The organism is Pantoea sp. CFCC18177, assembly GCF_059412425.1.
Window position 1 is genome coordinate 82,637 of sequence record NZ_JBNBPL010000009.1, and the last position, 18,846, is coordinate 101,482.

Annotated in this window: 22 protein-coding genes and 1 other RNA gene; 9 read left to right on the forward strand and 14 right to left on the reverse strand. The window is 55.1% G+C overall.

The window, feature by feature from the left end:
• Positions 1–109: 109 nt before the first annotated feature.
• From ACPUC8_RS11530 to ACPUC8_RS11545, 4 genes are read left to right on the forward strand one after another with little or no spacing between them, the layout of a single operon-like run.
• Positions 110–1,243, forward strand: a complete 1,134-nt coding sequence (locus ACPUC8_RS11530; protein ID WP_058971297.1) for an amidohydrolase/deacetylase family metallohydrolase — start codon at positions 110–112, stop codon at positions 1,241–1,243.
• Positions 1,227–2,348: a DgaE family pyridoxal phosphate-dependent ammonia lyase gene (locus ACPUC8_RS11535; RefSeq protein WP_494926335.1), complete on the forward strand. Its 1,122-nt coding sequence runs from the start codon at positions 1,227–1,229 to the stop codon at positions 2,346–2,348. Before ACPUC8_RS11530 ends, ACPUC8_RS11535 begins: the two co-directional genes overlap by 17 nt.
• Positions 2,345–3,082 (forward strand): 2-dehydro-3-deoxy-phosphogluconate aldolase, encoded by a 738-nt coding sequence (dagF, locus tag ACPUC8_RS11540; protein ID WP_039331384.1) that lies wholly within the window; start codon positions 2,345–2,347, stop codon positions 3,080–3,082. Before ACPUC8_RS11535 ends, dagF begins: the two co-directional genes overlap by 4 nt.
• 23 nt (positions 3,083–3,105) lie before the next feature.
• A complete protein-coding gene (locus tag ACPUC8_RS11545) occupies positions 3,106–5,016 on the forward strand; it encodes a BglG family transcription antiterminator (RefSeq protein WP_494926336.1) in 1,911 nt (636 codons plus the stop codon).
• Positions 5,017–5,168: 152 nt separating this feature from the next.
• Here ACPUC8_RS11545 and ACPUC8_RS11550 read toward each other — a convergent pair whose 3' ends face one another.
• The gene (locus tag ACPUC8_RS11550) at positions 5,169–6,068 is read right to left on the reverse strand and encodes a LysR family transcriptional regulator (RefSeq protein WP_039331379.1); all 900 of its coding nucleotides are present in this window, start codon (positions 6,066–6,068) and stop codon (positions 5,169–5,171) included.
• Between the two features lie 129 nt (positions 6,069–6,197).
• Here ACPUC8_RS11550 and ACPUC8_RS11555 point away from each other — a divergent pair, with 129 nt between their 5' ends.
• Positions 6,198–6,899 (forward strand): pirin family protein, encoded by a 702-nt coding sequence (locus ACPUC8_RS11555; RefSeq protein WP_039331377.1) that lies wholly within the window; start codon positions 6,198–6,200, stop codon positions 6,897–6,899.
• 70 nt (positions 6,900–6,969) lie between these two features.
• Here ACPUC8_RS11555 and dolP read toward each other — a convergent pair whose 3' ends face one another.
• The 4 genes from dolP to ACPUC8_RS11575 are packed head-to-tail and all read right to left on the reverse strand — an operon-like array spanning position 6,970 to position 10,557.
• Positions 6,970–7,542, reverse strand: a complete 573-nt coding sequence (gene dolP, locus ACPUC8_RS11560) for a division/outer membrane stress-associated lipid-binding lipoprotein (RefSeq protein ID WP_039331375.1) — start codon at positions 7,540–7,542, stop codon at positions 6,970–6,972.
• 14 nt (positions 7,543–7,556) lie between these two features.
• Positions 7,557–8,144, reverse strand: a complete 588-nt coding sequence (gene diaA, locus ACPUC8_RS11565; protein WP_007890352.1) for a DnaA initiator-associating protein DiaA — start codon at positions 8,142–8,144, stop codon at positions 7,557–7,559.
• 14 nt (positions 8,145–8,158) lie between these two features.
• A complete protein-coding gene (locus tag ACPUC8_RS11570) occupies positions 8,159–8,554 on the reverse strand; it encodes a YraN family protein (RefSeq protein WP_494926337.1) in 396 nt (131 codons plus the stop codon).
• Positions 8,512–10,557 carry a penicillin-binding protein activator gene (locus ACPUC8_RS11575; RefSeq protein ID WP_039331366.1) on the reverse strand — a complete coding sequence of 682 codons (2,046 nt, stop codon included), beginning with the start codon at positions 10,555–10,557 and terminating at the stop codon, positions 8,512–8,514. Before ACPUC8_RS11575 ends, ACPUC8_RS11570 begins: the two co-directional genes overlap by 43 nt.
• A gap of 62 nt (positions 10,558–10,619) precedes the next feature.
• Between ACPUC8_RS11575 and rsmI the strand changes: the two genes are divergently transcribed.
• The 4 genes from rsmI to mdtI all read left to right on the forward strand — a co-directional run bounded on the left by rsmI (position 10,620) and on the right by mdtI (position 13,074).
• Positions 10,620–11,483, forward strand: coding sequence for a 16S rRNA (cytidine(1402)-2'-O)-methyltransferase (rsmI, locus tag ACPUC8_RS11580; RefSeq protein WP_494926338.1), 864 nt, complete (start codon positions 10,620–10,622; stop codon positions 11,481–11,483).
• 33 nt (positions 11,484–11,516) lie between these two features.
• Positions 11,517–11,895: RNase P RNA component class A (gene rnpB / locus ACPUC8_RS11585), an RNA gene on the forward strand.
• Between the two features lie 512 nt (positions 11,896–12,407).
• Positions 12,408–12,758 (forward strand): multidrug/spermidine efflux SMR transporter subunit MdtJ, encoded by a 351-nt coding sequence (gene mdtJ / locus ACPUC8_RS11590; RefSeq protein WP_494926339.1) that lies wholly within the window; start codon positions 12,408–12,410, stop codon positions 12,756–12,758.
• Positions 12,745–13,074 carry a multidrug/spermidine efflux SMR transporter subunit MdtI gene (mdtI, locus tag ACPUC8_RS11595; protein ID WP_494926340.1) on the forward strand — a complete coding sequence of 110 codons (330 nt, stop codon included), beginning with the start codon at positions 12,745–12,747 and terminating at the stop codon, positions 13,072–13,074. Before mdtJ ends, mdtI begins: the two co-directional genes overlap by 14 nt.
• 196 nt (positions 13,075–13,270) lie before the next feature.
• On the opposite strand, the gene ACPUC8_RS11600 is transcribed toward mdtI, so the two are convergent.
• From ACPUC8_RS11600 to exuR, 9 genes are all read right to left on the reverse strand, one after another.
• Complete coding sequence (locus ACPUC8_RS11600) at positions 13,271–14,245, reverse strand: glutathione S-transferase family protein (protein WP_039331358.1); 975 nt, start codon at positions 14,243–14,245, stop codon at positions 13,271–13,273.
• 80 nt (positions 14,246–14,325) lie between these two features.
• Positions 14,326–14,736, reverse strand: coding sequence for a DoxX family protein (locus ACPUC8_RS11605; protein WP_283227327.1), 411 nt, complete (start codon positions 14,734–14,736; stop codon positions 14,326–14,328).
• 206 nt (positions 14,737–14,942) lie between these two features.
• Positions 14,943–15,227 (reverse strand): YqjK-like family protein, encoded by a 285-nt coding sequence (locus tag ACPUC8_RS11610; protein WP_039331354.1) that lies wholly within the window; start codon positions 15,225–15,227, stop codon positions 14,943–14,945.
• Positions 15,224–15,619 (reverse strand): phage holin family protein, encoded by a 396-nt coding sequence (locus tag ACPUC8_RS11615; protein WP_039331351.1) that lies wholly within the window; start codon positions 15,617–15,619, stop codon positions 15,224–15,226. Before ACPUC8_RS11615 ends, ACPUC8_RS11610 begins: the two co-directional genes overlap by 4 nt.
• A 1-nt stretch (position 15,620) precedes the next feature.
• Positions 15,621–15,926: an ElaB/YgaM/YqjD family protein gene (locus ACPUC8_RS11620; protein WP_039331587.1), complete on the reverse strand. Its 306-nt coding sequence runs from the start codon at positions 15,924–15,926 to the stop codon at positions 15,621–15,623.
• Between the two features lie 159 nt (positions 15,927–16,085).
• A complete protein-coding gene (locus tag ACPUC8_RS11625; protein ID WP_153011386.1) occupies positions 16,086–16,457 on the reverse strand; it encodes a DUF1090 domain-containing protein in 372 nt (123 codons plus the stop codon).
• 173 nt (positions 16,458–16,630) lie between these two features.
• The gene (gene mzrA / locus ACPUC8_RS11630; protein WP_494926341.1) at positions 16,631–16,999 is read right to left on the reverse strand and encodes an EnvZ/OmpR regulon moderator MzrA; all 369 of its coding nucleotides are present in this window, start codon (positions 16,997–16,999) and stop codon (positions 16,631–16,633) included.
• Positions 16,996–17,673 carry a DedA family protein gene (locus tag ACPUC8_RS11635; RefSeq protein WP_039336772.1) on the reverse strand — a complete coding sequence of 226 codons (678 nt, stop codon included), beginning with the start codon at positions 17,671–17,673 and terminating at the stop codon, positions 16,996–16,998. Before ACPUC8_RS11635 ends, mzrA begins: the two co-directional genes overlap by 4 nt.
• Before the next feature lie 321 nt (positions 17,674–17,994).
• The gene (gene exuR / locus ACPUC8_RS11640; RefSeq protein WP_039336770.1) at positions 17,995–18,768 is read right to left on the reverse strand and encodes a transcriptional regulator ExuR; all 774 of its coding nucleotides are present in this window, start codon (positions 18,766–18,768) and stop codon (positions 17,995–17,997) included.
• Between the last annotated feature and the right edge of the window lie 78 nt (positions 18,769–18,846).

Here is an 18,846-nt window from a genome sequence, read left to right on the forward strand (position 1 = left end):
CGCCATTGGCGACCCTACAACGGCTCGGCGCGGTTTGTAGGGTCGGCAGTCAATTGCGGCTAGTATTTTGTAGGGTGCGCATTTATGCGCACCTGGCTAAGGAGTTCGCATGTTTGATCTGATTCTGCGCCGCGCGCGTCTGTGCGACGAACAGCTGGTGGATATTGCCATCCAGCACGGCAAAATTGCTGCTGTAGGCGAGGTCAGCGGCCCAGCCCAGCAAGAGCGCGATCTGGCAGGGCGTTACTACGTCAGCGCAGGCTGGATCGACAGCCACGTACACTGCTACCCCAAATCCCCGATTTACCATGATGAAGCTGATGCGATTGGTGTGGCGCAGGGCGTCACCACGGTTGTCGATGCGGGCAGCACCGGCGCGGATCATATCGACGATTTCTATCAGCTCACCCGTTCTGCCACCACTGAAGTACGTGCGCTGATCAACATCTCGCGCACCGGCATCATCACCCAGAACGAACTGGCGGATATGACGCAGATCGACGGCGAAGCGGTGGTGCAGGCGGTGAAACGCCGTCCAGACTTTATCGTGGGCCTGAAAGCGCGCATGAGCAGTAGCGTGGTGGGTGAAAACGGCATCCAGCCGCTGATTCGTGCCAAAGCCATTCAGCAGGCGGCCGGTAATTTGCCATTGATGGTGCATATCGGAAATAACCCGCCGGTGCTGGAAGAGATCGCCGATCTGCTGACCTCGGGTGACATCATCACCCACTGCTTCAATGGCAAACCTAACCGCATCCTGTCGCCGCAAGGTGAGCTGAAAGCGGCGGTGAAAAATGCCATCGCGCGCGGTGTGAAGTTGGATATCGGTCACGGCAGTGCCAGCTTTAGCTTTGAAGTGGCGCGCCAGGCCATCGCGCAGGGCATTCTGCCTGACACCATTAGCTCGGACATCTATTGTCGCAACCGCATCAACGGGCCGGTACACAGTCTGGCGCACGTGATGTCGAAATTCTTCAGCATCGGTATGACCCTGCCGCAGATTATTGACTGCGTCACGGTGAACGCCGCGGCTGGCCTGCGTTTAGCAGGCAAAGGGCGCTTAACCGCCGGTTATGACGCCGACCTGACCATTTTTACCGTCAAAGAGGAAGCCCGCCCGTTCGTCGATGCTGAAGGCGAACGGGTTCTGGGTGAGCAACATTTGCTGCCGCTGGCCGTGGTTGTCGCGGGTGAGTGGCATCTGACTGATGAAGGGAAAACCAATCATGTCTTCGATTTATGAAAAATATGACCTGAAACAGGTCATCAATGCCTCCGGTCGTATGACCATTCTTGGGGTTTCCACTCCTTCTGCTGATGTGGTGGACACCGTCAGCTACGGTTTGAATCACTACTTCGAGATCAAAGATCTGGTCAACAAGACCGGCGCGTACATCGCGAAATTGCTGGAGGTCGAGAATGCGGTAGTGGTGTCGTGCGCCTCTGCCGGTATCGCGCAAAGCGTGGCGGCGGTGATCGTCAAAGATAACGACTGGCTGCTGGATAACCTGCACGCTGCGCCGCTGACCGTACCGCACGATATCGTGGTGCCAAAAGGCCACAACGTGAACTTTGGTGCCCCGGTGGGTGCGATGGTGGCACTGGGCGGTGGACGGCTGATTGAAGCGGGCTACAGCAACGAGTGCTCGCCTGAACAGCTGGCGGCAGCCATCACGCCGACCACGGCAGCGCTGCTGTATATCAAATCACACCACTGTGTGCAGAAAAGCCACCTCAGCGTTGAGCAGGCGGCGGTCGTTGCGCGTAAGCACGGTATTCCATTGATCGTGGATGCGGCGGCAGAAGAGGATCTGCAGTGCTACTACCAGATGGGTGCCGATCTGGTGATCTACAGCGGTGCGAAAGCGATTGAAGGGCCAACCAGCGGCTTAGTGATTGGCCGCACCCAGTATGTTGAGTGGGTAAAACGTCAGAGCAACGGCATTGGCCGTGCAATGAAAGTGGGCAAAGAAGGTATTCTTGGCCTGACGCAAGCGATTGAAAACTATCTGGTACAGCCGAAAACTACCGGTGCCGTAATGGTCGCCAATATGACGCCGTTTATCGACCATCTCAATGGGATAAATGGCGTGACCGCTCGCGTGGTGTGGGATGCGGCAGGACGTGATATCGCTCGTGCGGAAATTAAGTTTGATGAAGCAGTCACGGGTTGGCCCACTGGCGAACTGGTGCAGGCGCTGAAAACCGGCGACATCGCCATCTATTTCCGTGGCTATAAAGCCAATGAAGGCATCATTGAAGCCGATGTGCGCAGCGTGAGCGCCGACCAGCTACACATCATCTTTAGCCGTATCCAGGCGTTAATCAGCGGAGGAAAACGCGCATGAGTCTGAACCCTAATTTCTATCAGGACCGTCTGTGCCTCAACGTGCTGGCGGGTTCAAAGCAGAATGCCAAAGAGATTTGGCAGGCAGCGGAAGGCCATGTGCTGGTGGGTGTGCTGTCAAAAAACTACGCCAGCAACGAAGAAGCGATTGCCGATATGCGCGAGTATGCGGCGCTGATCGATAACGCACTGTCCGTGGGTCTGGGCGCGGGCGATCCGAATCAGTCGGCGATGGTGAGTGAAATCTCTGCGGTGCTGCAACCGCAGCACGTCAACCAGGTGTTTACCGGTGTGGCAACCAGCCGTGCGCTATTGGGCCAGAACCAAACCGTCGTGAATGGATTGATCTCACCGACCGGCACGCCGGGTTTGGTGAAGATCTCCACCGGGCCGCGCAGTTCGCAGGTTGAGGATGCGATTGTGCCAATCGACAGCGCGATTGCCATGCTGCAAGACATGGGTGGCAGCTCAGTGAAATACTTCCCCATGGGCGGTTTGAAAGCGGTGAATGAGTATCGCGCGGTGGCGGAAGCCTGTGCGCGTCACGACTTCTGGCTGGAACCGACTGGCGGCATCGATCTCAATAATTTCGAAGCCATTGTGCAGATTGCGCTCGATGCAGGCGTAAGCAAAGTTATCCCGCACGTCTATAGTTCGATCATTGATAGCGCCACCGGCGACACGCGCATTGACGATGTGCGTCAGCTTCTGGCAACGTGCAAAAAATTGCTGTAACACATCAGTACAGGTGAGGCTCCGTGAGATTTCCCAATCAGCGACTGGCACAACTTTTCGCTGCGCTACAAAACGAAACGCTGCCGCAGGATGAGTTGGCGCGCCGCTTTTCTGTTTCCACGCGCACGGTGCGCACCGATATCACCGCGCTGAATGCGCTGCTGGAGCAACACGGCGCGCAGTTCGTGCTGGCGCGCGGCGCGGGCTATCAACTGAAGATTGACGACGTGGTGCGTTTCGACCGCTTGCAGGAAGAGAGCGCCGCGCCGTTGCGCGTGCCGCGCACTTCGCAGGATCGCGTGCGCTATCTGTTGACGCGTTTCCTCACCGCCGCCTATTCCCTCAAGCTGGAAGATTTGTCGGAAGAGTGGTTTGTCAGCCGCGCGACCTTGCAAAGTGATATGGCGGAAGTGCGCGAGTGGCTCGGCCGCTATCATCTCAATATTGAAACCAAACCGCGTTACGGCATGAAGCTGTTTGGCAGCGAGGCGGCGATCCGCACCTGCCTGACGGATTTACTCTGGCAGATCGATCAGGTGACGCCAGACAGCCCGCTGCTGACGGTTGAAGCATTGCACAGCGGCATGCTGGATCAGTTAAAGCCACTGCTGGAACACTGCTTCGCTCAGCACGCGATTCGCCTTAGCGATGAGGGGGAACGCTATCTGCAAATCTACTGCGCCGTGGCGATACGCCGCATCAGCGAGGGTTTTCCCCTTAACGATCCCGGCGCAGAAGATGTCGGTGATGAAGTGCGTGAAGCGGCGCAGGATTTGGTGAACCTGATGCGACCGCTGGTGGGCAAACCGATCTCGCAGGCGGAAGAAAACTGGTTGCGCGTCAATATTGCTGCGCGCCAGATCCAGGCATTAGCACCTAGCACCATCAATGCCGATGACGCTGATGCGCTGGTCGATTACTTGCTGAATTACATCAACACCCATTACAACTACCGGCTCCAGCAGGATGAACAACTGCGCGCCGATCTGCTCACCCATATCAAGACCATGATCACTCGGGTCCGCTACCAAATCCATATTCCGAATCCGTTGCTGAGCAACATCAAACAGCACTATCCGATGGCGTATGACGTGACGCTGGCGGCGGTGACCAGCTGGGGCAAGTACACGCCTTACAGCATCAGCGAAAATGAAATCGGTTTCCTGGTGCTGCACATCGGCGTTGGGCTGGAACGCCACTACGATGTCGGCTATCAGCGCCATCCGCAGGTGCTGCTGGTGTGCGACAGCGGCAACTCCACGCTACGCATGATTGAGGCGCTGCTGCTGCGCAAATATCCGCAATTAGTGGTCACGGCGCGTTTGTCGCAGCGTGATTATGAGGTGCGCGCGCACATCGACGAAGACTTCGTGATTTCGACCGCGCGTCTCAGCGAGAAGAACAAGCCGATTGTGGTGATGTCGCCGTTCCCGACTGAGTTCCAGCTTGAGCAGTTGGGTAAGCTGGTGCTGGTGGATCGCACCCGTCCGTACATGCTGGAGAAGTACTTCGATGCGCAGCACTTTATGGTGCTGGATAAGCCGATGTCACAGTCGGCGCTGTTCGGTGTGTTGTGCGAGCAGCTGGAGCGGGAAGGGTATGTGGATGCCGATTTTTATCCATCGGTTGAAGAGCGTGAAGCGATAGTCAGCACGCTGCTTGGCGAAGGTATCGCGCTGCCGCACTCGCTGGGATTACTGGCGAAGAAAACCGTGGTCTACACCGTGCTGGCACCGCATGGCGTGAGCTGGGGTGATGAAACGGCATCGGTGATTTTCCTGCTGGCGATCAGCAAAAGCGAATACGAAGAGGCGATGGCGATTTACGATCTGTTCGTGACCTTTCTGCGCGAAAGGGCGACCGCCCGGCTGCGGGATTGTGGCGATTTCGTCAGTTTTAAAGCGGTGGCGATAGATTGTTTGAGCAGGATGTGAGGGGGCGGTGGTCTTTCATCCTCACCCTAACCCTCTCCCGCAAGCGGGCGAGGGAATGTTTAGGGGGTGCACCGTTATCACTCCAGTGCTGGGTCGGCCCCCTCTACCGCTTGCGGGAGAGGGCTGGGGTGAGGGAGTCAGCACGCACCACCCTAACCGCGCTTCGCCAGTAACCGCGGGATCTCACGCAAACACCACGCCTTGGCCTCACCCATACTGTCGCGGCGCCACGCCATAATAATATCCACTTCACGCGTGTATTCGGCACTGACCACTCGCAGACGCCCTTCGGCGATATCCTGCTCTACCATCGGGTAAGGCATGGTGGCGACACCCAATCCTGCCAGCAGCGCACGGCGTTTGTCGTCCATACTGCTGACTGTCAATCGCTGCTGTTTATCCAGCAACTGCACGGTTAAAACCGGACGCTCGCGCGCGGTATCCGCTACGGCAATACCGCGATACTTCACGCGGGTCACTTCGGACAGCGGCTCGGCTTCCTGATGAATCGGATGATCCGGACTCGCCACGTACACGCTCATGATGCTGTACAGTTTGCGGGTGTTGATTTCGGTCGAGGCGCGAAAATGCATATCTGGCGCAATCACGATATCGGCGCGGCCCTGTTCCAGACGCTCCCACGCGCCTGCCAGCACTTCAGTGACCAGCGAAATCTGCGTATTGGCTTTTTCCGCCAGTTTCTCGACGATGGGGAACAGCAGATTGGTGGGGATCAGCGCTTCCGCCACAATGGTGAGATGGGTTTCCCAACCGCGCGCAAGGGCTTCGGCATCGGTGGTGAGTTTATCGGCCGCTTCCAGTAGCACGCGACCGCGCTCCAGCAGCATGCGTCCTACATTGGTGAATTTAGTGCGGTGACCAGAGCGGTCAAACAGCACCACGTCCAGTTCCTCTTCCAGCTTCTGCATGGTGTAGCTTAATGCAGACGGAACACGACCGAGTTCATCGGCCGCTGCGGCAAAGCTGCCACGGCGATCAATAGCATCCATCACACGTAAAGCTTCGAGGGTTAACGCGCGGTCTTTTGCCATGCCGGTTCTCTGTCAGTAAATTTGAACATGCCCGGCAGATTAACTGGCTTACAATCTGGCGTCCAGCCTTTTACCATTGACGTATAAAGCCTGCGATCGATTATCACCGCAGAGCGTCGGAGGTAATTCATGATGACAACCCGCTGCGCGTCCGCATGTGGCCAAGCCGATTTCGGTTGGTTGCAGGCGCGATACAGCTTCTCTTTTGGCCACTATTTTGATCCTAAAATGATGGGCTACGCGTCATTGCGCGTGCTCAACCAGGAAGTGCTGGCGCCGGGTGCCGCGTTTCAGCCGCGTAGCTATCCGCAAGTCGATGTGCTGAACCTGGTGCTGCAAGGCGAAGCGGAATACCGCGACAGTGAAGGGAATCATCTGATCGCCAACGCCGGGGAAGCAATGCTGTTATCCACGCGTCAGGGCGTGAATTACAGCGAAATCAATCTTAGCAAAGATCGGCCCCTTACGCGTATGCAACTGTGGCTGGCCGCTTGCCCCGAGCGTGAAAATCCGCTGCTGCAGAAAATGACGTTGCCGGAACAAACCTGCTTGCTGCTGGCTTCGCCGGATGGTGCCGAAGGTAGCCTGCAACTACGCCAACAGGTCTGGGTGCATCAGGTGACGCTGGCTCCCGGTGAGCACTACACGGTGAAATTGCATGGCGCACGCGCGTATCTGCAATCGATTCACGGTTCACTGGATCTGCAAGCAAACAGTGCCAATCAGGAACGACTCGGCTGTGGTGATGGGGCGTTTTTGAGTGAAGAGAACCAGATTACGTTACAGGCAAAAACGCCGTTGCGTGCGCTGGTGATTGACCTTCCGGGATGAAAAAGGCAGCCGATAGAGGCTGCCCTGATTTGATAAAGAGGCGCACCGTTGTGCGCCTTTTATTTTGCCGTTACTTCAGAATGGTAAAGGCTGTGGTCACGTGCTTCACGCCGCTGACACGGCTGGCCACATCCGCTGCAGCTGCAGCTTCTTGCTGTGTCACCAGGCCCAGCAAGAACACCTCACCATTTTCGGTGGTCACTTTCACGTTAGATGATTTCACCTGATCGCTGCCCAACAGCTGGGAACGAATTTTGGTGGTGATCCAGGTATCAGAAGAGGAGGTCCCGAGGCTGACTTTCTGGCCGGTACGGATTTCGTTATAGACTTCGGTGGCACCATCGACGCCCATGGCGATCTGTTTCGCGCGGCTCGCCAGATCGGCAGACGGTGACTGGCCGGTCAGCAGCACTTTGCCTTGATACGCGGTGACGACCACACGCGCCTGGTTTTTGATTTGTTCATCTTTCGCCAGCGCGTTAGTGACACGTAACTCCAGCGTACCATCATCCACCTGGGTACCGACGGTACGGGGATCGGTGGCCGTTTTGGTGGCGACAGCGGCACCGCCCGCGACAACGGCGACACAGCCCTGCAACAGCATGGCGGTTAACAGAATGGCGACAGCGTTCAATGCTTTCATTTGAGCTCCTTCAGTCATTCCTGGTGTGGGAACAAAGTGTTATCAATCAAATCGCACAGGCAATTCAGCGTCAGCATATGCATTTCCTGAATGCGTGCGCTGCGATGTGACGGAATGCGAATTTCCACATCGTGCGGACCCAGCAGGCCCGCCAGCTCACCGCCGTCATGGCCGGTCAGCGCGACGATAGTCATATCGCGAGTAACCGCAGCTTCAACCGCTTTGACAATATCGCGGGTGTTACCACGGGTTGAAATAGCCAGCAGCACATCACCGGCCTGACCAAGCGCGCGAACCTGCTTGGCATAAATCTCATCATGCAGACGATCGTTACCAATCGCCGTCAGCATCACGTTATCAGCGCTTAGTGCCAATGCAGGCAGGCTGGGGCGCTCGGTCTCAAAACGATTGATCATGCTGGCGGCGAAATGCTGCGCGTTGGCTGATGACGCACCGTTGCCGCAGCTCAGGATTTTGTTACCGTTCAGCAGCGACTGCACCAGCGTCATGGCCGCGCGGGAAATGGCATCCGGCAGCGCTTCCGCAGCGGCGATTTGAGTCTGAATACTTTCGGTAAAACACGCTTTAATTCTGTCCTGCACAAGACCACCTGGTTCTATCCATCGGCATTAAAGGCATCGGGCAGCCACTCCAGCTCGCGCCCGGTAATGGCAATGATGTCAAAACGGCAATTCACCGTATCGAAACTGCCGCCGCGTGCCAGTAACCACAGTGCGGCGGTACGCAGCAGCTTTTGTTGTTTCTGGCGAGTGATGCTGGCAGCCGCACCGCCATAACGCGCATCACGCCGATAGCGCACTTCAACAAACACCCAGCAGTCGGCATCGCGCATGATCAGGTCAATTTCCCCGCTGCGACACCGCACATTACTGGCGACCCACTGCAGCCCGGCGCGCTCCAGATAGCGACGCGCCTGCTGCTCCTGCTCAGCGCCAATGCGCTGGCGGTTTACTGCACCGGAACGATTTGTCCCTGACGATATTGGTTCCATGCCAACTTCCTGTTGATCACGCAATCCGTGTCGGCGTTCAGTTTGCCCGTGTTGCCATCAATGGCAAAACCCGGCACCTGACGCATCTGGTTAAAGTGATTCGCCAGCGTCCAGGCATCAATGCCCATCGCATAGAGACGAACCAGCGAATAATCGTTGTTAAACGACTTCGCCGCTTGCTGCATCAGGCCAGGATTGCTCCCGGAGAGCAGCGGAATATCGCTGAATTGCAGACCATCCATTTCCAGACGGAAATCAGGGCCTGCACCGGCCTGCGCACTGCGTGAGCTGGCATAAAGCGCGATGTTATTGCGGCTGCTGGTACGCATCGCAATCATCGGCTTGATCAGTTGCAGCTCATCCTGGCTGGCAACGATATACACCGCATCAATGCTGCCGCTGCTGGCATCTGCCGTTGGTGCTGGCGTCGTGGTTTGCGGAGCCGGAATGGTCAGGCCCGCCACGGCTACGCCCGCAGCTTGTGGCTGCTCCACGGTCAGTGGCGTGCCACTCAGCGCGATACCTGCACCGCTATTGATACCCTGTTTCAGCTCAGAAACGCCACCAAAACGTTGTTGCAGCACGGTGGAACCGCCGAGTTTCTGCCACTCCTGGGCAAAGGCTTTGCTCACACGGTCGCCGTAGCTGCTGCGTGGCACCAACAGTAATGGCTGGCGCTTGCCTTGCTCGTAGATATGGTGCGCGGCATCGCGCGCTTCGTCTTCAGGAGAAAGCGCAAAATAACAAATATTCGGATGGTTCTGGATCTGTTCTGGCTCATTCAACGCCAGAACATTGAGTGGCGTCTGGCTGTTCACCACGGACTCCACCTCATTTTTCAGCAGCGGACCGACCACGATGGTGGCGCCATCCTGCTGTGCCTGCTGCATCACCTGGGCAATCGGCTGGCTGCTGGTGTCATACACTTTGACCTGCGCGTTGCTGTCTGGCTGAGCAGCCGCGGGCTGAGCAGCGGGCTGTGGCTGTTCAGTCTGAGCCGGGGTGTTTGCTGCCATTGCAGGACTAACCACGGTATTGGCTGCGGCGTTGGCATCAACGGGTTGCTGTGCGGCTGGCTGCGCACTGGCATCGGTAGCGGCCGGTGCAGCAGGCGCTGGCTGAGGTGCGGGAGCATTCAGCACGCCATTTTTCGCATCGTTAAAGCCTTTCTGGATGGCATTAGCGAAGACCTGCGCCTGGCCATTCAGCGGTAACAGCAACGCGATAGTGCTGGTGGAGGCTTTGCTGAAATTCTGCACCTGGCTCAGTGCAGTCGGCAGCGTCTTCGCCGCAGGGTTCAGCGGATAGCGCGTCTGCCAGTCTTTGATGGCCGCTTTCAGCATCTGCGGATCCTGGCTGTTGGTGTGCCAGGTGTTCAGCAGATCCAGCCAGCCTTGCAGGGTATTTTCATCGGCATTTATCACCAGGCTGTTCAGCTGATCTTGCGTCATCTGCGTCAGGGCTTGCCAGGTGGCGTCAATATTGCTCTGGTGGTCGGCACCTTGCAGCAGCGGTTCCTGAGCGATATAGGCGCGTAGCAACGCGAGTGAAGGGCGATTCTGCGCCGCCGCGATTTGCAGCGCGTAGTAGCGCACTTGTTGATCCTGAGACAGACCGTCGGTTTTCACCTGACCGAGTTGCTGCTGGGCACCACCAAAATCTTGCTGACCAATCTGCATCTGAGCACGCAGCAACAGCAGCTCTTGCTGCTGCACAGCAGAGAGCTGTTGCGGCAGTTGAGCGATCTGATCGTTAGCCTGAGGATACTTTCCTTCCTTCAATAGGGCACGGATGGCAAGTAATTGCCAGTCGGTCTTGCTATCATCGCTGCTTTGTTGCACCTGCTGCAGATAATAGTCAGACCGGCCAGTTGCCGGGCCCTGAATATTGACGTTGGAGGTTTGCTGCGGTCCCTGACCGCTACACGCGGCTAAAATTAGCCCAGCGAGAAGAACAGGTACAAAGCGTCCTGCTTTATGACGTACGACTTTTGAAGGAAGCATACTGTATCCAGTGATGTTTTTTTCAAGATGCTCAATATTAAATCGGCAATTCGGATGAAACAATGAAACAACTCGATCGGGCAGAGATTTCTGCCAGCACGCTCTATATCGTTCCTACCCCGATCGGTAACCTGGGTGATATCACGCAGCGTGCGCTGACGGTGCTTGCGAGCGTCGATCTGGTCGCAGCGGAAGATACACGTCATACCGGGCTGTTGCTACAACATTTCGCCATCAATGCGCGACTGTTCGCACTTCACGACCACAACGAACAACAGAAAGCAGAAGTGTTGTTAGCCAAACTGCAGGAAGGCCAGAGCATTGCACTGGTCTCGGATGCGGGCACGCCGTTAATCAACGATCCGGGCTATCATCTGGTGCGTCGCTGCCGTGAAGCAGGTGTGCGCGTGGTTCCGTTGCCGGGTGCCTGCGCGGCGATTACAGCATTAAGCGCGGCGGGGTTACCGTCAGATCGTTTCTGTTACGAAGGGTTTCTGCCCGCCAAAAGCAAGGGACGTTGTGATGTGCTGCGATCGCTTGAGAATGAACCCCGCACCCTGATTTTTTATGAATCCACCCACCGTTTGATTGATAGCCTGCAGGATATGGTGAGCGTATGGGGCGCGGATCGCTATGTGGTGCTGGCGCGCGAAATCACCAAAACCTGGGAAAGCATTCAGGGTGCGCCGGTGGGTGAACTGCTGGCCTGGGTGCTGGAAGATGAAAATCGCCGCAAAGGCGAGATGGTGCTGATTGTTGAAGGGCATAAGGCGGATGAAGAAGCCTTGCCTGCTGAAGCGCTGCGCACGCTAGCTCTGCTCCAGAGCGAGCTGCCGCTGAAAAAAGCGGCAGCGCTGACAGCGGAAATTCATGGTGTTAAGAAAAACGCACTCTACAAGTACGCCCTGGAGCAGCAAGAGGCGTGACAAACGCTGACGGATCGCCTATTATCCCGCGCCGAAGCTGACCAGACAGTCGCCGCTTTGTCGTCGTCCTCTTTCGGGGGGAGACGGGCAGAGGGGAGGAAAGTCCGGGCTCCATAGGGCAGGGTGCCAGGTAACGCCTGGGGGGCGCAAGCCTACGACCAGTGCAACAGAGAGCAAACCGCCGATGGCCCAGTAATGGGATCAGGTAAGGGTGAAAGGGTGCGGTAAGAGCGCACCGCGCGGCTGGCAACAGTTCGTGGCACGGTAAACTCCACCCGGAGCAAGGCCAAATAGGGGTTCACAAGGTACGGCCCGTACTGAACCCGGGTAGGCTGCTTGAGCCAGTGAGCGATTGCTGGCCTAGATGAATGACTGTCCACGACAGAACCCGGCTTATCGGTCAGTTTCGACTTTTTAATGGAAAAACCCCGCCTCGGCGGGGTTTTTGCTTTCTGGGACAAGATGAATGACTGTCCACTCCTCTTTCTATGAAAAGAACGCGGCTTATCGGTCAGTTTCGACTTCTTTATGGAAAAACCCCGCCTCGGCGGGGTTTTTGCTTTTATTTGTGCTCGTTTCCCAGACCACATTTAATAAATAGCGCCCATCGTAAAGAAATGAAAATCCACCCTAAATCTAACGGCCATATGCCAGAATAAGCGCGTGTTTAACTACCGAGGACAATTATTCATCCACATCGATGAAAAGCAACAACGTGGATAAGTTGTAAAATTATGGACAAAATGAACGCCCCAATGATGGCTATTTCTACTGACCTTCCTGAACACTTCCACTGCTCGATCTACGACCAGCACTGGCGCTTCGCGCTTTAGCGTCACACTCTCCTTATTTAAAAATATTCTTAAAACTTCTCACGCGATTATTCCGCGTGATGGCTATCTATTTCTCTTAAGGAGAGAAAGTATGCGCTATTGGATTTTATTAGTTTTAGCCATCCTGGCTGAAATTACCGGCACGCTTTCGATGAAATGGGCCAGCGTCAATGACGATCAAGCTGGTTTTATTTTCATGCTAGTGATGATTGCGCTTTCCTATATTTTCTTATCGTTTGCCGTAAAACGTATTGCGCTTGGCGTGGCTTACGCCATGTGGGAAGGGATCGGCATTCTGTTTATTACGCTGTTCAGCGTGATGTTGTTTGATGAAAGCTTATCAGTGATGAAAGTGGCGGGCTTAGTTACGCTGGTGGCAGGGATTGTGTTGATCAAATCTGGCACTTTGGCGCGCAAGGAGCGGCAACATGGCCACGTTTAATGCTGCGCACCTTGCCTGGCTGGCACTGGCGATTGGGCTGGAGATCATCGCCAACATCTTTCTGAAATACTCCGATGGATTCCGCCGCCCGCTGTATGGCCTGCTGTCTCTCACTGCCGTGCTGGCGGCATTTAGTGCCTTGGCACAAGCGGTAAAAGGAATCGATCTTTCGGTGGCTTATGCCCTATGGGGTGGTTTCGGGCTGGTCGCGACCGTTGCTGCAGGTTGGGTGCTGTTTGGCCAGCGGCTGAACCGCATTGGCTGGCTGGGCGTTGGATTGTTGATTGCGGGGATGGTGCTGATTAAGTTTGCTTAAGCGGGTTACTACGCCCTCATCCTAACCTTCTCCCGCAAGCGGGAGAAGGAACCGACCGAGCGGCTATCAGCCATGAACACATTCTGCCAAATCGTACAAAACAGTCCTGTCTTTCTGTAAAGGGCACCAAACTGCACACAACAGTCCCTCTCCCTGTGGGAGAGGGACAGGGTGAGGGCACCCAGCCGTGCTATCCTCAGCCGCGGCCGTGCGGCTCATCCCAGTCAAATGCCGGGCCCAGCGAAATCACGCCGCTCGGATTGATGGTTTTGTGGCTGCAATAGTAGTGATGGCGAATGTGCGGCAGGTTCACGGTATCGGCAATACCTGGCATCTGGTAGATATCACGCAGGAAGCCGCTGAGATTGCGGTAATCACTGATACGGTGGCGGTCACATTTAAAGTGAGTGACGTAAACCGGATCAAAGCGCACCAGCGTCGTCCACAAGCGCAGATCGGCCTCGGTGAGACGATCGCCTGTCAGATAGCGATGCTGCCCAAGGATCTGCTCCAGTCGTGCCAGCGAATGAAACAGCGCCGTTACTGATTCATCATAGGCTGCCTGGGAAGTGGCAAAGCCGCTTTTGTACACGCCGTTATTGACCGTGTCGTAAATCCAGCCGTTCAGCTCATCAATCTTGTCGCGTAATTCAATCGGGTAGTAATCACCTGCGCGCGCGCCCTGCGCATCAAAGGCGCTGTTGAGCATGCGAATGATATCGGCAGATTCATTACTGACAATGGTGTGCTGCGTTTTGTCCCAGAGCACCGGCACGGTGACGCGCCCTGTGTAGTGGGGATCGGCATGCAGATAGAGTTGATACAGGAATTCGTTCTGGTAAAGCGAGTCACCGGTGGCGTCCGGGAAATCATCATCGAAGGTCCAACCGTTTTCCAGCATCAATGGATGCACCACCGATACGGAGATCATCTCCTCCAGCCCTTTTAACTGACGCATCAACAGCGTGCGGTGTGCCCACGGGCAAGCAAGAGAAACGTACAAATGATAACGGTCACGTTCGGCGGCAAAGCCTTCTTTGCCGGTGGGGCCGGCATGGCCATCAGCGGTGACCCAGTTGCGCCAGACTGCTTCTGTGCGTTTGAAGCGGCCACCGGTTGACTTCGTATCGTACCAGGTGTCATGCCAGACACCGTCAATCAGCTGTCCCATAAGCCCTCCATAAAGAAAAAGGGCGAGGAATATCCTCGCCCCTGCAAATCAGTATATGTGTTCTGACAATGCTTGTGTGCTTAGCGTGCGGCAGCCGGAGCGAAACGCGCACGAATCAGACGGTCAATGCTGTAAGCGCCTGGACCTACCAGACCCAACACCAGGAAACCACCGGCGATGGACAGGTTTTTCATGAACATCAGCTGGTTAACACCTTCCGCGAAGTTGCTGTGGAACAGGAACGCGGTCAACAAGGTGAAGCCAGCGGTGAACAGCGCAGTGAAACGGGTCAGGAAACCGAACAGAATCGCCAGACCGCCGCCGAACTCCAGCAGGATAACCAGTGGCAGCAGGAAGCCAGGGACGCCCATTGACTGCATATATTGTGCGGTACCCGCATAACCGGTGATTTTGCCCCAGCCTGCAGTGATGAACAGAATGGTCATTAATACACGTGCCAGCAACAGGCCTGAGTCTTCGAATTTTTTCATCATTTACTCCAACAAGAATTATGAAGCAGGTTGTTGGCCTGCAAGGTTTTAATCCCGCTGAACCGGATGTAAAAGTTCGTTGGGCTGATGGAGGGAGATGATAGTCGCAGGATGGAACAGTTGTAAGCGAGATAAACTGTCAATGTTATTCAGGAATTCTGATGAAGAAAAACCGAATCGATTAGATCCGGTTTGAAATGAAGGAATTAGCGAGGTTCGAGCGTGGATTTGATCATGCGCCAGGTGCTCCACAAGCCAAAACCGCGTTTTGCCCAACGCAAAATACGGTTAGGGCTGCGGATAGACCAGATTGCTAACGCGCTGCTGCCAATCGCCAGATAGCGGCGCATGCTGATCAGCGTTAACCAACCGCGATCGTACTGCGCAGTGCTATCCAGCCAGTCCCGGCGACCCGCGCTGAGATCGAGGCGCTGCTGCTGCACCTGGTTAAGCAGTTCATGGATGCGCGCTTCACGTTCGCGGCGGCTCATGAGCGATGCTCCTCCAGCAGCTTGCGATCGGTTTCAAGTTCTTTACGCGTGTGGCGCAGCAGCGTGGACTGACGAGACTTATGCAGCGTCCACAAACCAAATATCAACGCCAAGGCAAACAGCACTGCGGTGGTAATGCCTATCGCCATCAGCCGATATTGCGCATCCACCGCCCAGATGATCAGCACCATCAGGCTCATTAAACCGAAAGCGGTAAACAGCATGGTCAAACCAATCATCAGCAGCATCTGAATCAGATTGGCTTTTTCCTCTTCCAGCTCCGCAATCGCAAGCCGGACACGCGTTTCCACCATGCCTACCAACGTGGTGACAATGCGCTGACCAATGTTGAAGACCCCTTTGCCTGGGCCGTGGCTCTGACTATCGCTCATATCAACGACGTGAGATCAGGATGCCGATCAGCACACCGACAGCAGCACCGATGCCCACGCCGTGCCACGGGTTATCGCGCACATACTCATCGGCTTTCTCCGCAGCTTCACGGGTGGTCTGCGCGATACGCTCGCCAGAATCCCCCAGACGCTCACGAGAACTCTCAATCGCACCACGCGCTTTGCTACGCAGCTTATCCAGCTCAGTTTTGGATTTATCCGCTGAACTGCTCAGGACTTCTTCCAGGGTGTCAGCAAGGTTTTTCAATTCCGCACGCAGATGTTCAGATGTAGTGTCTTTAGACATGAAGTTCTCCATTATACCCTTCATACTTCAAGCTGCAGGTGCGTTGGCTACGTGCATTCACCTCAGTCACTTACATCAGTAAGCTCCTGAGGATTCAGGCACTTGCCGCCTTCCTGAAGCTCGAATTATTTTGGGTATACATCATTTATTTAAGTCCGATTAGTAGGGCTCAGCTTCCAGCTTTTTCAGCTCGTGCTGTGCCTCTTCTAGCTTACGTTCGCGCTTTTCAATCTTGTCTTTGTCGCCATCCTGACGTTCTTCCTTCAACTCTCGCTCACGTTCAGCAATTTTATGCTTCTGCGCTTCGATGCGTTCGCTGTGGGCAGATTTCAGTTTCTCATCGGTGCAGCTGGCACGGACTTCAGTCAGCGCGCGCTCCAGCCCGGTGACCCGGCGCTGATTATCATGCTGTTTAGCCATGTCGATCTCGCGCTGAATGTCATGCTCTTTTTGCAGACACAGTGATTCAGCCGCCAGCAGCGAACCGGAGAGAGAGAACAGAATAGCACCCAGCAGTAATTGTTGTTTCATCAGGCTTTTACCTTCCATTGTTGATGACCTGCCGCAAACCGGGCAGGAATGGCATCCCAGCTTGTCATAACGCACGCTTCCTTAAGGATAGACATCGGACGAAAAAATTCAAAGAAGACGCGGGGATAGCGAGGATTGATTCACCGTCTGGCTTATCGCCAGACGGAGGAATGTTAGCTGTAAGTGGGACGATTGGCGTCAGGAACCTGCTGCGAAGCTTGTGGCCCACTGGCCACCACGAACCCTTGTGGCAGCAGGCGTCGCAGCACTTTCTGTGCCGCTAAACTCTGCTCTTCATTCTCAAAATGAATCACTAGCGCATCGCCAGAAGGCGTAATACTTTTGATACGTACGCCTTGCGCGGTGAGTTGCTGATAAAGATAAAAACCATCGGGCAAATTGGTGCCGCTATGAGCAACACGGATTTGCACCACGGCTTCATGTTGCAGTAACGAAGGCGCAAAAATCACGGTCAGCACTGCCAACGCACCGGCAAATACCCAAGGCACTATGCGCTTGGGGAATCCACGCAACTTGATCATGACTGTGAATTCCCATTACGTGATGCCTGGCGTTTACGCCACAGTACAACCAGAGAACCCACCAACCCAATCACCAGCAACACTAACGGCAGCAGCATCAGGCAGAACATCAGCTCATCTTCGTAGCGGCGGAAAATCGGGGTTTTACCCAGCGCAAAGCCGAGCACGGTTAGGATCAGCACCCACAAGAAGCCGCTCACCCAGTTGAAGAACTGGAAACGCGCATTGCTCAAGCCAGAGAGCCCGGCAATGGTAGGCAACAGCGTACGCACAAAGGCAATAAAGCGGCCGATCAACAGCGCCGATAAGCCGTGGCGGTGGAATAATTTATGGGCGCGCTGATGATATTGCGCGGGTAAATGTGAGAGCCATTTTTGCACGGTGGGGGTGTTGCCGAGCCATCGGCCCTGTATATAACTCACCCAACAACCGAGGCTGGCGCCGGTGGTCAGCACCAGCAATGTTAACGGGAAACCCATGGTGCCTTTGGCGATTAACACGCCAACAAGAATTAACAGGCTATCACCGGGAAGAAATGCGGCAGGTAGCAGGCCGTTCTCCAGAAACAGGATCATGAACAGCAAACCGTATATGGCCCACACCAGCGTGGGGTCGGAGAGCATTTCGTAATCCTGCTGCCACAGGGCATGCAGCAATGCTTTCAAAATATCCATCAATCGTTCCTGAACATCATTGTTAAACGTGCCCGTGAGGGGCTGAGGCGCAGGCTGGTTTGGTTATACATTTTAGGTATGCAGCCCATGCGGGGTTTCCGGATCCATCCAGAATAGATTGTTAAATCAGCGACTTTTTAAAGCCCTGTCGCAAAGGGTAAGAAAAGGGCGATAACTGTAACAAAAATCACGCTAGTCAGACAGTGTAAAGTGGCTGCCGTACAGGAGTTTTACCTTTTGACGCAGATGGTCAAAAGGAGCTTTACATGAGCTGACATTATTGCAGATTAACTGACTAATTCGCCTGGAAATGCAGCAGAATCAATGTGAATTGTCACTACCTTCCGGCAGGATGACGGGATTTTCCGCAAACATGTAACGGTCAACATTGAATTCAAAATCATCGGCTGTGGCGTTAAACAGCATCTGTTTAGTATTTTCCAGGTGCTGCCACATTGCCAGCTTGCTGGCGGCGGGATCTTTGCGCATCAGTGCTTTCAAAATCTGGTCATGATCGTCGCACCAGCTGGTGATATTGCGCGCATCGATATGTTCGTGCAGTTTCAGCCAATAGGGGTTGTGCAGGCGGTGCAGCCACATCTTTTCAACAATCGCGGCTAATGCACTGTTTTGTGTGGATTGCGCAATACGCACATGGAAATGCATATCCCATTCGGAATCACGTGAGTGATCTTCATGACGCGCTTTTTCCTGGATCGCCATCAACGCCATAATATCCTGACGCGTGACTTGCGTGGCGGCGAATTCGGCCACGTTGCTCTCAATCAGCTGGCGGGCTTGCAGCAGCTCGAAGGGTCCAAAGCTGGCAAATTCCAACTGGCTCGGGGTGGTTTCACGATTCTGCTGCTGATTGCTGACGACGTGAATGCCTGAGCCTTTACGCACTTCAACGTAACCTTCCACTTCCAGCATAATGATCGCTTCACGCACCACCGTACGGCTGACTTCCATCTCTTCAGCGATCAAACGTTCAGCAGGCAGTTTATCGCCCACGCGATAATCGTCTGCTTCAATCCGGCGTTTGAGTTCACTGGCGAGTTGTTGGTAAAGACGACGGGATTCGTTCAGATCCATTGCGCGGTTCGCTGTAGTGGTGGAGGTTGAGTTGTTATACCACTTTGGCGGAACGGAGGAAATGGGCTGGCAGACACC